At 66.4% G+C, this 13,071-nt stretch carries 16 protein-coding genes and 1 tRNA gene; 12 read left to right on the forward strand and 5 right to left on the reverse strand.

Features of this window, described 5'->3' with window-relative positions; all coding sequences use genetic code 11:
* Positions 1–31 precede the first annotated feature (31 nt).
* The 8 genes from JL101_RS22890 to JL101_RS36560 all read left to right on the forward strand — a co-directional run bounded on the left by JL101_RS22890 (position 32) and on the right by JL101_RS36560 (position 5,902).
* On the forward strand, positions 32–1,054 hold the full coding sequence (locus tag JL101_RS22890) for a TRAP transporter substrate-binding protein (RefSeq protein ID WP_203097855.1): 1,023 nt from the start codon (positions 32–34) through the stop codon (positions 1,052–1,054).
* 113 nt (positions 1,055–1,167) lie between these two features.
* Entirely contained in the window at positions 1,168–1,722 is a 555-nt protein-coding gene (locus JL101_RS22895) for a TRAP transporter small permease (RefSeq protein ID WP_203097856.1), read from the forward strand.
* Positions 1,723–1,735: 13 nt separating this feature from the next.
* Positions 1,736–3,019 carry a TRAP transporter large permease gene (locus tag JL101_RS22900; RefSeq protein WP_203097857.1) on the forward strand — a complete coding sequence of 428 codons (1,284 nt, stop codon included), beginning with the start codon at positions 1,736–1,738 and terminating at the stop codon, positions 3,017–3,019.
* Between the two features lie 74 nt (positions 3,020–3,093).
* Entirely contained in the window at positions 3,094–3,930 is an 837-nt protein-coding gene (gene kduI / locus JL101_RS22905) for a 5-dehydro-4-deoxy-D-glucuronate isomerase (protein WP_202683736.1), read from the forward strand.
* Between the two features lie 13 nt (positions 3,931–3,943).
* Positions 3,944–4,735 (forward strand): 2-dehydro-3-deoxy-D-gluconate 5-dehydrogenase KduD, encoded by a 792-nt coding sequence (gene kduD, locus JL101_RS22910; RefSeq protein ID WP_203097858.1) that lies wholly within the window; start codon positions 3,944–3,946, stop codon positions 4,733–4,735.
* A 32-nt stretch (positions 4,736–4,767) separates the two neighbouring features.
* Positions 4,768–5,139: a cupin domain-containing protein gene (locus JL101_RS22915; protein WP_203097859.1), complete on the forward strand. Its 372-nt coding sequence runs from the start codon at positions 4,768–4,770 to the stop codon at positions 5,137–5,139.
* A 213-nt stretch (positions 5,140–5,352) separates the two neighbouring features.
* A tRNA-Ser gene (locus JL101_RS22920) sits at positions 5,353–5,442 on the forward strand.
* Positions 5,443–5,767: 325 nt separating this feature from the next.
* The gene (locus tag JL101_RS36560; protein ID WP_267133535.1) at positions 5,768–5,902 is read left to right on the forward strand and encodes a hypothetical protein; all 135 of its coding nucleotides are present in this window, start codon (positions 5,768–5,770) and stop codon (positions 5,900–5,902) included.
* Positions 5,903–5,949: 47 nt separating this feature from the next.
* Here JL101_RS36560 and JL101_RS22925 read toward each other — a convergent pair whose 3' ends face one another.
* The 3 genes from JL101_RS22925 to JL101_RS22935 all read right to left on the reverse strand — a co-directional run bounded on the left by JL101_RS22925 (position 5,950) and on the right by JL101_RS22935 (position 7,382).
* Positions 5,950–6,192: a hypothetical protein gene (locus tag JL101_RS22925; RefSeq protein ID WP_203097860.1), complete on the reverse strand. Its 243-nt coding sequence runs from the start codon at positions 6,190–6,192 to the stop codon at positions 5,950–5,952.
* Positions 6,193–6,664: 472 nt separating this feature from the next.
* Positions 6,665–7,102, reverse strand: coding sequence for a type II toxin-antitoxin system PemK/MazF family toxin (locus JL101_RS22930; protein WP_203097861.1), 438 nt, complete (start codon positions 7,100–7,102; stop codon positions 6,665–6,667).
* Between the two features lie 22 nt (positions 7,103–7,124).
* Positions 7,125–7,382, reverse strand: coding sequence for a type II toxin-antitoxin system Phd/YefM family antitoxin (locus tag JL101_RS22935; RefSeq protein ID WP_203097862.1), 258 nt, complete (start codon positions 7,380–7,382; stop codon positions 7,125–7,127).
* 632 nt (positions 7,383–8,014) lie between these two features.
* On the opposite strand from JL101_RS22935, the gene JL101_RS22940 reads away from it, so the two are divergent.
* Both JL101_RS22940 and JL101_RS22945 read left to right on the forward strand, forming a co-directional pair.
* Positions 8,015–8,323 carry a nucleotidyltransferase family protein gene (locus tag JL101_RS22940; RefSeq protein ID WP_228421036.1) on the forward strand — a complete coding sequence of 103 codons (309 nt, stop codon included), beginning with the start codon at positions 8,015–8,017 and terminating at the stop codon, positions 8,321–8,323.
* Between the two features lie 16 nt (positions 8,324–8,339).
* The gene (locus tag JL101_RS22945) at positions 8,340–8,645 is read left to right on the forward strand and encodes a HepT-like ribonuclease domain-containing protein (RefSeq protein ID WP_228435092.1); all 306 of its coding nucleotides are present in this window, start codon (positions 8,340–8,342) and stop codon (positions 8,643–8,645) included.
* A gap of 28 nt (positions 8,646–8,673) precedes the next feature.
* Here the strand turns inward: JL101_RS22945 and aac(3) are convergent, their stop codons facing one another.
* Positions 8,674–9,459: an aminoglycoside 3-N-acetyltransferase gene (gene aac(3) / locus JL101_RS22950; protein WP_267133536.1), complete on the reverse strand. Its 786-nt coding sequence runs from the start codon at positions 9,457–9,459 to the stop codon at positions 8,674–8,676.
* Positions 9,460–9,627: 168 nt separating this feature from the next.
* On the opposite strand from aac(3), the gene JL101_RS22955 reads away from it, so the two are divergent.
* Positions 9,628–11,001: a right-handed parallel beta-helix repeat-containing protein gene (locus JL101_RS22955; RefSeq protein ID WP_203097866.1), complete on the forward strand. Its 1,374-nt coding sequence runs from the start codon at positions 9,628–9,630 to the stop codon at positions 10,999–11,001.
* 42 nt (positions 11,002–11,043) lie between these two features.
* On the opposite strand, the gene JL101_RS22960 is transcribed toward JL101_RS22955, so the two are convergent.
* Positions 11,044–11,484 (reverse strand): hypothetical protein, encoded by a 441-nt coding sequence (locus tag JL101_RS22960; protein WP_203097867.1) that lies wholly within the window; start codon positions 11,482–11,484, stop codon positions 11,044–11,046.
* 387 nt (positions 11,485–11,871) lie between these two features.
* On the opposite strand from JL101_RS22960, the gene JL101_RS22965 reads away from it, so the two are divergent.
* Entirely contained in the window at positions 11,872–13,047 is a 1,176-nt protein-coding gene (locus JL101_RS22965; protein ID WP_203097868.1) for a calcium-binding protein, read from the forward strand.
* The last annotated feature ends 24 nt before the right edge of the window (positions 13,048–13,071 follow it).

Consider the following 13,071-nt stretch of genomic DNA (forward strand, 5'->3'; position numbering starts at 1 on the left):
CCGATAGAAGCAATCAATCGAGGAAACGACAATGAAGACGACGATCAACGGCCGGACCCTGAAGCGGCGGACCCTGAAGCTGATGGCCTCCGCGGCCCTCATAGCCCTGGCCGCCGTGGCGGTCCCGACCGGCGGCGCCCAGGCCCAGCAGGTGAAGTTCCGGTCGGCCGACATCCATCCCGACGGCTACCCGACCGTCGAGGCCGTCAAGTACATGGGCGAGATCCTGGCGCGGGAGACCAACGGCCGGCTCGGCGTCCAGATGTTCAGCTCGGCCCAGCTGGGCGACGAGAAGGACACGATCCAGCAGACCCAGTTCGGCGTGATCGACATGAACCGGATCAACCTGGCCCCGCTGAACGGCCTGATCCCCGAGACCCGCGTCCCGTCGATGCCGTTCCTGTTCCGCTCGGTCGAGCACATGCATGCCGTGGTGGACGGCCCGATCGGCGACGAGATCCTGAAGACCTTCGAGTCCCAGGGGCTGGTCGGCCTCGCCTTCTACGACAGCGGCGCCCGCAGCTTCTACAACAGCAAGCGCCCGATCAGGACGCTGGACGACATGAAGGGCCTGAAGATCCGCGTGATCCAGTCCGAGGTCTTCATCGACACCATCAAGGCCCTGGGCGGCAGCGCCACCCCGATGCCGTCGGGCGAGGTCTACAGCGCGATCCAGACCGGCGTGGTCGACGGCGCCGAGAACAACTGGCCCACATACCAGAGCCAGCGCCACTTCGAGCAGGCCAAGTTCTACTCGCTGTCCCAGCACTCCATGTCGCCGGAAGTGCTGGTGATGTCCAAGCGGGTGTTCGACAAGCAGACCGCCGAGGACCAGGCGCTGATCCGCCGGGCCGCCAAGGAGTCGGTCGCGAAGATGCGCGAGCTGTGGCAGGCCCGGGAGAAGACCGCCGAGGCCGAGGTGCTGGCCGCCGGCGTGCAGGTCAACGAGGTCGACAAGGCCGTCTTCGAGAAGGCGGTGGAGCCGGTCTACGCCAAGCACATCACCGACGCCAAGCTGAAGGACCTGGTCGAGCGCATCCGCGCGGTCAAGTAAGGCAGCACCGCCAGGCGGGGCCGCGCCCTGATGCGCGGTCCCCCTTTCCCGCCATGCCGAGCCGCCATGCCGACCCGACCGGGTCCGGCACGGCGGCCCCTGCGGAGGTTCGCATGAAACCCGCGCTTGCCGCGTTCTCCCGCCTGCTCGACGTGCTGACCCGCCTCGCCCTGTGGGCCGGCGGGTTCGGCCTGGTCGCCATGACCGCCGCCATCGCGTGGCAGGTCTGGGGCCGCTTCGTGGTCGGCGATACCCCGAGCTGGACCGAGCCGGTGTCGCTGTTCCTGATGCTCTGGTTCATCCTGCTGGTCGCCGCCGTGGGCGTGCGCGAGCGTTTCCATCTCGGGCTCGACCTGATCCGCGACACGGTGCCGGAGCCGGTCCGGGTCGCCATGGACCTGTTCAGCTACGTCATCGTCGGCCTGTTCGGCGGCGCCATGGCCTGGTACGGGCTGGAGCTGGTGCTGGGCACCTGGAGCGCCATCGTCCCCGTGCTGGGCATTCCCGAAGGCATGAACTACCTGGCGCTGGTCGTGTCCGGCACCCTGATCGTGCTGTTCTCGATCGAGCGCGCGCTGATCCTGCTGGTCGAGCGGAAAGCCATGGGCGGCGCCGAATCCCTTGCCCAGGCGCACGCGCCGGGCGCCGTGATGCCCACCGCGGACTGAAGGAGACGCCTCCATGGAACTCACCATCCTGTTCGGCACCTTCGCGGTGCTGCTGGTGCTGGGCGTGCCGATCGCCTTCGTGCTCGCCATCGCGTCTTTCGCGACCATCGTCCATATGGGCCTGCCGCCGCTGATCGTGTTCCAGCGCATGGCGTCGGGCATGAGCGCCTTCGCCCTGATGGCGATCCCGTTCTTCATCTTCGCCGGCGAGCTGATGGTGCGCGGCGCCATCGCGGAGAAGCTGGTGCGGCTGGCGGCCGGCGTGATCGGCCACCTGCGCGGCGGGCTGGGTCTGGTCAACGTGATGTCCAGCACCTTCTTCGGCGGCGTGTCGGGGTCGGCGGTGGCCGACGCCTCGGCGGTCGGCGGGCTGATGATCCCGCAGATGAAGGCGCGCGGCTACGCCGTGGACTATTCGGTCAACATCACCGTCACGGCGGCGATCATCGCGCTGCTGATCCCGCCCAGCCACAACATGATCATCTACTCGATCTCGGCCGGCGGCATGATCTCGATCGCCGACCTGTTCACCGCCGGCATCCTGCCGGGGCTGCTGCTGGCGGTCCTGCTGATGGTCGCGGCCTATATCGTGGCCCGCAGGCGGGGATATCCGGCCGAGGCGTTCCCGGGTTTCCCCGCGCTGCTGTCGATCTTCCTGAACGCGGTGCCGGGGCTGCTGCTGATCCTGGTGATCGTCGGCGGCGTGCGGTCCGGCGTCTTCACGGCGACCGAAAGCTCGATGATCGCGGTGGTCTACGCGCTGCTGATCACGCTGCTGGTCTATCGCAGCCTGAGCTGGACCGACTTCGTCGCCGCGACCCTGGCGGCCGCGCGGACCACGGCCATGGTGCTGCTGGTGATCGGGGCCGCGGCCTCGTTCGGCTGGCTGCTGGCGCTGCTCCAGGTGCCGGCCGCGACGGTGGAGTTCATGCAGTCGCTCAGCGACAATCCGCTGGTGATCTTCCTGCTGCTCAACATCGTGCTGCTGTTCCTCGGCTGCTTCATGGACATGTCGCCGCTGATCATCATCACCACGCCGATCTTCCTGCCGGTGGTCACCGCGTTCGGCATGGACCCGGTCCATTTCGGCGTGATCCTGGTGCTGAACCTGGGCATCGGGCTGTGCACCCCGCCGGTCGGATCGGTGCTGTTCGTCGGCTGCGCCGTCGGCCGGATCCCGATCATGCAGGCCGTGCGGACGATCTGGCCGTTCTACATCGCCTGCATCGTGACCCTGATGCTGGTGACCTACATCCCCGCGATCTCGCTCTTCCTGCCGAAGATGTTCGCGAACTGAACCGACCCCGATCCGACCCCGATCCGACCCCGATCCGACCCCAATCCGACTACGACAGAGACAGGACCCCCGTGATGAAGATTTCCGTCAGGCAGGTATCCCACCCGGATGCCGTCCGCACCTTCGACACCGAGACCCTGCGCGAGCAGTTCCTGATCCCGTCGCTGTTCGAGGCCGACGAGATCGCCCTGACCTACAGCCACATCGACCGGCTGGTGGTCGGCGGCGCCACCCCGGTGGCCGGCCCGCTGACGCTGGAGTCCTCCAAGGAGATCGGCTCCGACACCTTCCTGAAGCGCCGCGAGCTGGGCGTCGTCAACGTGGGCGGCGCCGGGCGGGTCGTGGTGGACGGCACGGCCTTCGAGCTGGCCCCGCGCGACGGGCTCTACGTCGCCATGGGCAGCGCGGACGTGCGGTTCGAGAGCGCCGACGCCGCCAACCCCGCCAAGTTCTACCTGGTCAGCGCGCCGGCCCACGCCCGGCACGAGACCATGAAGATCTCGCTGGAGCAGGCCCGCAAGGTGACCCTGGGCGACATCGCCCAGTCCAACGACCGGACCATCTACCAGATGATCCACCCCGAGGTCTGCCGGTCCTGCCAGCTGGTGCTGGGCATGACGGTGCTGAAGCCGAACAACATGTGGAACACCATGCCGTGCCACACCCACGACCGGCGGTCCGAGGTCTATCTGTATTTCGACCTGCCGCAGGACGGGCGCGTCTTCCACTTCATGGGCGAGCCGACCGAGACCCGGCACATGGTGATCGCCAACGAGCAGGCCGTGCTGTCGCCGGGCTGGTCGATCCACAGCGGCGTCGGCACCAGCAACTACACCTTCATCTGGGCCATGGCCGGCGACAACCAGGACTTCACCGACATGGACATGGTGCCCATGGCCGAGCTGCGCTGAGGGAGGGGACGCCATGACTTCGCTGGGGACTTCGCCCGGAACATCGCCCGGAACCCCGTTCGACCTTGCCGGGCTGACGGCGATCGTGACCGGGGCGAACACCGGCATCGGCCAGGGGATCGCGGTGGCGCTGGCCCGGGCCGGCGCCGGCATCGCCGCGGTCGGCCGCTCGTCCATGGACGAAACGGCCGGCCTGGTCGCCGAAACCGGCGCGCCGTTCCTGGAGATCCGGGCCGACCTGGGCTCCACCGAGCCGCTGGCCGGCATCGTGGAGCAAACCGTGGGCTGGAGCGGCCGGGCCGACATCCTGGTCAACAATGCCGGGATCATCCGCAGGGCCGACGCGATCGACTTCACCGAGGAGGACTGGGACGCCGTCATGGACGTCAACTTGAAGTCCGCCTTCTTCCTGTCCCAGGCCTTCGCCCGCCGGCTGCTGGAGGCCGGGCGGCCGGGGAAGATCATCAACATCGCGTCGATGCTGTCCTTCCAGGGCGGCATCCGGATCCCGTCCTACACGGCATCCAAGAGCGGGCTGGCCGGCCTGACCCGGCTGCTGGCCTGCGAATGGGCGGCGCGCGGGATCAACGTGAACGCGCTGGCGCCGGGCTATTTCGTCACCAACAACACCCAGGCGCTCCGCGAGGACCCCAAGCGCAGCGCCGACATCCTGGGCCGCATCCCCGCCGGCCGCTGGGGCAAGCCGGAGGACCTGGGCGGCGCCGCGGTCTTCCTGGCCTCCGCGGCGTCGGACTATGTCCACGGCGTGGTGCTGCCGGTGGACGGCGGCTGGCTCGTCCGGTGAGGTCTTAGATCGACAAGAGAGGAGCGAGGGACATGGAAACCGGATCAAACCAGGACGCGAAGCGCGGCAGCGACATCTTCCTGAAGGACGCCGAGGTCGGCTGGGAGAGTGTCGGCGAAGGGCTGCGCCGCAAGATCCTGTGCTACGACGAGACGATCATGATGGCGCGGGTCGCCTTCGAGGCCGGCGCCGTCGGCACCCCGCACCGCCACCCGCATACCCAGTGCAGCCTGGTGGAAAGCGGCGTCTTCGACATCACCATCGCCGGCCGCACCGAGCGCCTGTCGGCCGGCGACAGCTTCGTCGTGCCCTCCGACGCCCTGCACGGCGCCGTCAACGTCGAGCCCGGCATCCTGCTGGACGTCTTCACCCCGCTGCGCGAGGACTTCCTGCCGCCGGCCTGAGCGGAAAAATACCATGGAGAGGTTATGGTTAACGAATTTGAAAGGATTCTAACCTAGAACTGGGATCACGCACATGGTTGCGTTTCCTCCCTAAGACTTGGGCCCCGCGCGTCACCCGCTGCGGGGCCTTTTTTTGCGGGAGTGTTCGCCCGAGTGGCCGCCCCGCAAGCCGCACTTGAACCCGCCCGCCACCTGGGCTACTCAACCCCTGCCGGATGGGTGGCCGAGCGGTTTAAGGCAGCGGTCTTGAAAACCGCCGTGGGTGCAAGCTCACCGTGGGTTCGAATCCCACCCCATCCGCCATTCGCATTGGGTAAGCCGCTGTTCCGAAACGAGTTTTTGAGCGGATCAGGTTTCATCCCCTCATTTAGCCCCACATCACAACGCGGCTGTGGGCGATTTGACACGGACAACGGCGAACGATTGACGGGCGGAGCGGATATCGCGCCATAATCCCGGAAACTGTTCGTTGAGAGGTTCTCCCGCCGTGTCAGACAACGATCCCTCTCTCGCGATGCAGTCACAGCCCGCGCCCGTCAACTCCGCAGCGGCGGAAAGCTCGCCGATATCGTCCGCGGCACCATCGGCGACATCCGACAGATTGTCGGTGGCAACGATGCGGCGCCTGATGAGCGAAGGCTTGATCCTGGCGGCCGAGGAAATGCGGAACCGGGAGAAGCGGCTATCCCGGCTTCCGACAGACGAGCAGCACCGCTTGCGGGCGATCCTGAAGGTGCAGGAACGGCCGATCCCGGAGGACTGATCCCGGCGACCGAGCGCACCGACCAACTCATGCAGATGCTGAATTGATCATGCGCCGCCGGCTAACCCGATGACATAGACGAGCCCGGACACGACGGCCCAGCCGGCCAACCTAGAACCATCACTCTTGCGACGGTCCACGGCATACCAGAACAGCGTGACGACGCCGCCGATCAGCCAGCAAAGGAGGCCGGACCCAATCGCAACCACACCCGGCGCCGAACTGTTGTACAGCATATCCGCGAACGTGATAGCGGTGAAGATGATCAGGCTTTTTAGAACGGTTTTCATTTTCGCGTCTGAACCTATATCGATACGAAAATACTGCTAAAAAATAGCATATCATGAATTGTTATATCGTCAAAGTGGCAATGCCATCGGTCCCCGGATCGTGTCCCACGGCGTGGTGTAGGAGCGCCAGTTCCGGGTCAGGCCCGTAGGGAAGGGCGCAGCCGACCGGAGGACCTGACCCGGAACGAACTGGCTGTCGCTGACGAGCGTCGTTTGGAATGGTGCCTATTCCGGCTCTGGAACTTCTCGCGCGAGCCGAGTGCGTTCGAACTGTATCCGCCGCTTGATGCCCACGTGACGCTTACAGCTACAACCTTCCAGGCCGGCTTCTCCTGAGTCAGGCCGGCGCTCATCGTGAAGTCGTCGTTCAGCACCGCCGCCGCGTCGGCCAGCTTCAGCCATTCACCCGATGATCAAGCTCAAATTATTGAAGTTGCAAGCTGCAAGGGTCAACTTCCCGACAAGGATCGGTTCAGGTTGAACGCGCGATGACGGTCAGGCGCCGTGAACGGTGGACTTCGACGATCCTGCGGCGCAGCGTCTCGAATACGTCCTCCGGCAGGAATCCGTATTCGAAGCGGTCGGGACGGGCCGGGGAGACTGGACGCAGGTCCGGTCCTGGCCAGACGAAACGGTTCACTTCGTCGGCGATGATCCATGACGCCTCGGCATCGAGACCAAGGTGCCGCTTGACCTTCATTGGCAGAAGCACGGCGGTGGCAGGATCGGTTGGCGGCCGATGCGTGACCGGGACCACGGTCACCACCAAGTCGCCATCCTGTTGCCGCGCCGTCAGCACAATGGCGCAGGGGCGGTTCTTCACTCCTTCCTCCTGACCGCGATAGTGCTCGTGCCGCCAAAGATAGTCGTAGCGGATGACGAGACCGGGCGCAGGAGTCGGCAGCGGCATCTATGCGTTCACGGACGGGAGATCACGGCAGGTCGTCGCTGCGGTACCGGTGCTCGTCCGGAATGCGCGCCGTTTCGATCGCCGCGATATCGTCTTCACTGAGTTCGGTGACCGCCAGTGCCTGTCGGTCGAGCCGCCTCAGGCGCTCGTATTCGCCGGCCGACAGGATCACCACGCTAGGACGGCCGTACTTGGTCACGATAACCGGTTCGACCAGCGCCTGATCCTGATAACGGCCGAAGTTCTTCTGGACATCGCCCGCCGTGACGGAGTGGGACATAAGCTATCTCCTAAATCTTACGGAAGATACGGAACATTGGCGGGTACGTCAACGAGGAAGACCAGGGGCAGGCCGCGGAGACTCGCCTTGCCAAGCGGCGAAGGCTCGAAGCCGGTTCCCGCCTCTCCACCTCTGCTCGGATACCCGGTGCACCGCGCTGCCGATGCGCGGGAGAACAGGAGAACCTGGAGTGGCCTCGACGGTGTCTTCGAAGACGTGTTCCATCAGACCAAAAGCCGCCGATCCGGTAAACGGCGCTCCGGACCCGATCCGGCGATACCAAGGCAGGAACAGGAATGGCACCACGGAGGGGCAAGGCGCCGCCGCAGGCCGTACTGAACGCGATGCCGGGCATCGTCTCCGGGAAAGAACGGCAGGTCAAGCGCTTGCATGTGAAGTGGTGCCATATCCAGGTGTCGTATACAGTGCGCGTCAGGCCGCCCGTTGTGGCCGCAGCCTTGAACGTCGGGAAAGTGTATTCTCCGGGTGCGAGTTTCGCCTTGGGTGCCGAGATGGGAACTCTTCGGATGAGTCAGTCCTCCCATGTCCACCGAGCAGCGGAAGCCGGGCTTGGTCGCCAAGGGGGCTATGGGTCACCGGGCGGATTGCCCCGGGAAAGAGGAGGAGATGCTGTGCCGGGCCGCCTGTTTTCCGACCGCGCCGCCCTTGAGGCGCTGTGCCGACGCTTCCATGTCCGCCGGCTGTCCCTGTTCGGCTCCACCCTGAAAGGGACGGCGCGGCCGGACAGCGACATCGACCTGCTGGTGGAATTCGCGCCGGGGCGGGAACCGGGCTATCTGGCGCTGGGCGAACTCCAGGCCCGGCTTTCCGCCCTGGCGGACGGGCGGCCCGTGGATCTCCGCACCCCTGAGGAGCTGAGCCACCATTTCCGCAACGCCGTGGTGCAGGCGGCCGAGGTGCAGTATGCCGCCGGAGGATAGGATCCGCGTCCTGCACATGATCGAGGCGGCGAACACGGCCTTGCGCTTCGTCACCGGGCGCCGGCGCGAGGATCTCGACAACAACGAGATGCTATTGTTCGCCTTGCTCCGCGCCGTCGAGGTTGTCGGGGAGGCCGCCTCGCGGGTCTCCCCTGAAACACGCGCCGCAGCTCCCGCCGTACCATGGGCATCGATCGTCGCCATGCGGAACCGATTGGTCCACGCGTATTTCGACGTCGACCGTAACATCGTCTGGAGAACTGTGACCGAGGAGCTTCCGCCGCTGATCTCACTCCTGGATTCCCTGACGGAAAATGAATGATGAGCGCCCGCGACATTCGCCGCCCCCCTCAGCCGACCCTTCGCTCCAGCCACCCGACCGCGAAATCCGTGATCTCCGCCGCATCCACCAGCGTCGCGGGCGCGTCCCCGACCAGCCCCCGGGCACCCCGGCCGGCCGCCAGGAACTCCTCCACGATGGTGGCGAAATAGTCCTCCTCAAGGCCGGGGACGACCGGATCGGCGGTTTCGAACTCCTCGACCATGCGCCACACGGTCCCGGCCGGCGTGGCGAACGGGACCTCGTGGCGGCGGACGCGCTTGCCCGGGATGCGCGCCAGGTGCTCGGCATGGTGCAGCAGGGTCATGGTGTCCAGCGGCGCGCCGACCATCAGCACCTTGCCGCGCGCGGCGACCAGTTTCGCCAGGGGCGATCCCTCGCCGTAGCCGTAGTCGAGCGGATGGTCGGCGGTGAACCACGCCGCGTCAGCGCCGATCGCGGCGACGGATGCCCCCGGGTTGCCGCTCCGCCGGCTGCCGGGATAGGTCTGGACGAACTCCGCCAGGATTCCGTTGTCCCGGGCCGCCCGCGAGGCCAGGGGGTCGAAGGGAGGCACGTGGGCGCGCCACGCCTCGGGAACGCGTCCGTCCCGATCCAGGAGTTCGTCGTACCGGGCGTCCCAGTCGGTATAGGCGAGGATGGTTCCACCCGGGCCGCCCATGCCGCCGACCGCGTCGAGCAGCGCGCCGATCAGCGCGTCGGGGCCGTTCAGCAGCCGCCCGACGCGGCTCATGGCGGCGTGGACCATGACGTCGTCGCCGGGGCGGATGCCCAGACGCTCGATGTCGTCGCGCAATGAAAACCTTGTCCGGAAAGGCAATTCCAGGGTCATGCTGTTCCCGCCCGGGGCGGCCCTATTTTGTCCTATCCGGGACGAAACTTGTAATAGCGAAATGATCCATTAATGCTCCACAAAACTGCTTAGAACCCGGGCACCGCTGATCGAGGGTGCAGGCGTTATTCCATGAAAACCAGATCCCGTCTTACGCTGCTTGTCGCCGCCGCGTCGATGACCTGCGCAGTCCAGGTCGCCAGTCCCGCACAGGCCCAGACACAGGCGCAAACACAGGCCAACACCGTGGACCCAGCCTGGTTCCGGACGCCGGAACCCCAGGGCACCGGGGCCAGGACCATCCCGGTCCACAACGGGCAGTCGCTCCAGGATGCGCTGAACCGGGCCAAGCCTGGCGACGTGGTCGAGATCCACGAGGGAGTCTACAAGGCTTCGAGGGGCTTCGTCATCCTCAACTCCGGCACGCCGGCGCAGTGGATCACCGTGCGCGCGGCGGCGGGGGCGACGCCGACGCTCGACCTGAACAACACCGGGTCGTTCCAGATCACCGCGTCCAACGTCGTGGTCGAAGGGCTGGAGATCGTCAACGGCCTGGGGGACAACATCCATATCTCCCCGTGGCAGGGATCGATCCGCAACATCATCGTGCGCGGCATGAAGATCCATTCGCTGAAGACGGGTGCCGGGGCGGCGATCAAGATCAACCGGAACAACCAGATCAAGGCCGACGTCGAGAACGTCTATATCGAGGACTCCGACCTTCAGCAGCCGATCAACAATGCCGTCGTGGACGGCGTCGGCGTGCGTACCGCCGTGGTCAGGAACAACTGGATCCACAACCCGACCCAGGGCAACTCCGGCATCTTCTTCAAGGGCGGCTCCTCCCAGGTCCTGATCGAGGGCAACCTGATCAGCGGCATCCGGGGCAATTCGGCGCTCATGCTGGGCGGCAACAGCGGCGGGCAGTATTTCGACCCGGATTTCGCCTCGCAGGAAGGCGTGGACCAGATCGCCCGCAACAACATCATCGCGGACTACGACGACTCCGCCATCGAGGTCCGGGGCGTGGTGCGCGGCGCCATCTACCACAACACCATCGTCGGCGCCTCGCCCTACACGGCCTTCCGCCTGACCTATGGCAACAACGCCGCCGGCGGTCGGAGCGGCAACCAGCAGATCACGATCAGCGACAATCTGGTCATCCACACGGCACCCACCCCGATGATGTATGCCTGGAACGACGGCAACGTGGGCAGCTTCAGCGTCGGCCCGCAGCTGTGGGCGGGGCTGTTCAAGCAGTATGAGCGCAACGGCCTGCCGACCTTCCCGCAGAAATTCGACGTGCCGGTCAGCCGGTACGACGTCGCGAACATCGTGCGGAACCCGAGCCACGACGGCCTGACCGGCCTGGACGACGCCCGGTCGCGCTATGCCCTGACCGCCCGCAGCCCGGCGCTGGGCAATGCGAGCGGCTTGACCAGGACGCTGTTCGACGCCGTCGGCGAAGTCCGCTCGAAGGCGCCCTCGCTGGGCGCGCTGGAGTAAGGGCGGGAGCCGGTCCCGCCCACATGGTCTATCAGCGGCGGCCTATCGGCGGCGGCCGTCCGGATCGTCCAGGCGGCGACCGCACAGCAGGTCCAGGGCCATGACGCCGGCCACCGCGGCGGTGGCCGCGGCGACCCTTTCCGTGTCGGAGCGGTCCGAGGCCCAGGCCCTGCCCAGCAGCGCCAAGTCGATCGCGTCGCCGCCGACCCGGGCCCAGACCCAACCGGCGCGGGCCGGCCGGCGGGTGGCCAGGATGCCGAGCCCGCTGGCGATCTCCCGCAGGCCGACCGCCCGCATCGCGGTTACGTTCTCCTCCTCGTCGGGCACCCCGATCAGCCGCGCCATCCCCGCGGGTGCCGCGACCTGCGCAAGCCCCAGCGCCAGGCTGAACCAGCCCAGCCCCCGGGCCAGCCGCTCGCCCGTCCCGTCGGCGTGCCGCCATGGCTCCGGCCGGGTCTCCCGGATCTCCCGATACGCAGTCATTGAAATCCCCCTCGGATCTGGCTTCCGCGCTCTGCGTCGGCCAACAGGCGGCGCCCTCCAACCTTGCGCGGTCCGCCCGGATTAACGCTTCTGCCGCGGCCGGCGGCGGTGCGGGACCACGGACGATAAAGGAACACCGGCCTGCGCCACGGAACATATCCGATATCTTTCGAGAGATGCTCCAGTGTTCGCCGATACAACTGAAACATCATTCCCGGTCACCGGAAATATCCAGGACAAATCCTTGGGCTATCACTTTGGCCGTCCGCAACGCTCCGGATCGAGATTGCGGGAACCGGGATCCTGGACCGGCCGGAAGAGGTCCGCGCCAGGCGCCCCAGATTTCAACACCGGCCCCGACGCGGGCCTGTTCCAAGGGGACCACACATGGCCAATCCCACCAACGGCAACGACATCCTCGACGGCACCAACGGCAACGACGTCATCGTCGGCCTCGACGGCGACGACATCCTGAACGGCAAGGGCGGCAACGACACCCTGATCGGCAACCGGGGCAGCGACAAGCACAATGGCGGCCACGGCCACGACAAGATCGTCTGGAATAACGGCGATGGCTCCGACTTCAACGACGGCGGCTCGGGCCACGACACCCAGATCGTCAACGGCTCGGTCACCGACGGCGACCAGTTCGTAGTGAAAGCCAACGGCTCCGGCTTCGTGTTCGACCGCGTCAACCTCGTGCCGTTCAAGCTGACCGACAAGAACATCGAGAAGCTGGAAGTCAACGGTGGCGGCGGCCACGACACGTTGAAGATCGGCGACATGACCGGGACCAGCCTGAAGGAGGTCCTCTTCAACGGCGGGCACGGCGACGACTTCCTGGATGCCAGCGCCACCAACATCCCCGTCAAGGCCAACGGCGGCTCGGGCAACGACACGATGCTCGGCGGCTCCGCCGACGACGTGCTGAACGGCGACGGCGGCAACGACGTGCTGGTCGGCGGCCGCGGCACCGACAAGCACAATGGCGGCCATGGCAACGATACGATCGTCTGGAACAACGGCGACGGGTCGGACTTCAACGACGGCGGCTCGGGCTACGACACCCAGGTGGTCAACGGCGCCAACGCCGCCGGCGACGAGTTCGTGGTCAAGGCCAACGGCTCCGGCTTCGTGTTCGACCGCGTCAACCTCGTGCCGTTCAAGCTGACCGACAAGAACATCGAGAAGCTGGAGGTCAACGGCGGCGGCGGCCACGACAAGCTGAAGATCGGCAACATGGCGGGCACCAGCCTGAAGGAAGCCGTCTTCAGCGGCGGCTCGGGCAACGACAAGCTGGACGCCTCCCATACCAACATCAAGGTCACGGCCTATGGCGGCCACGGCCACGACTGGCTCGCCGGCGGCTCCGCGCACGACATCCTGAAGGGGGACGCGGGCGACGACCACATCAGCGGCGGGCATGGCAACGACAAGATCTACGGCGGCGCGGGCAAGGACACGCTGACCGGCGGCAGCGGCGCCGACCATTTCTACGTGGACAAGCACGACGTGATCACGGATTTCCAGAAAGGGATCGACACCATCCACTGGATCGCCTGATCTCCGCCGGAAGGCGGTAGGGAC

It is taken from the genome of Skermanella rosea (assembly GCF_016806835.2).
GTDB classification, from domain to species: domain Bacteria; phylum Pseudomonadota; class Alphaproteobacteria; order Azospirillales; family Azospirillaceae; genus Skermanella; species Skermanella rosea.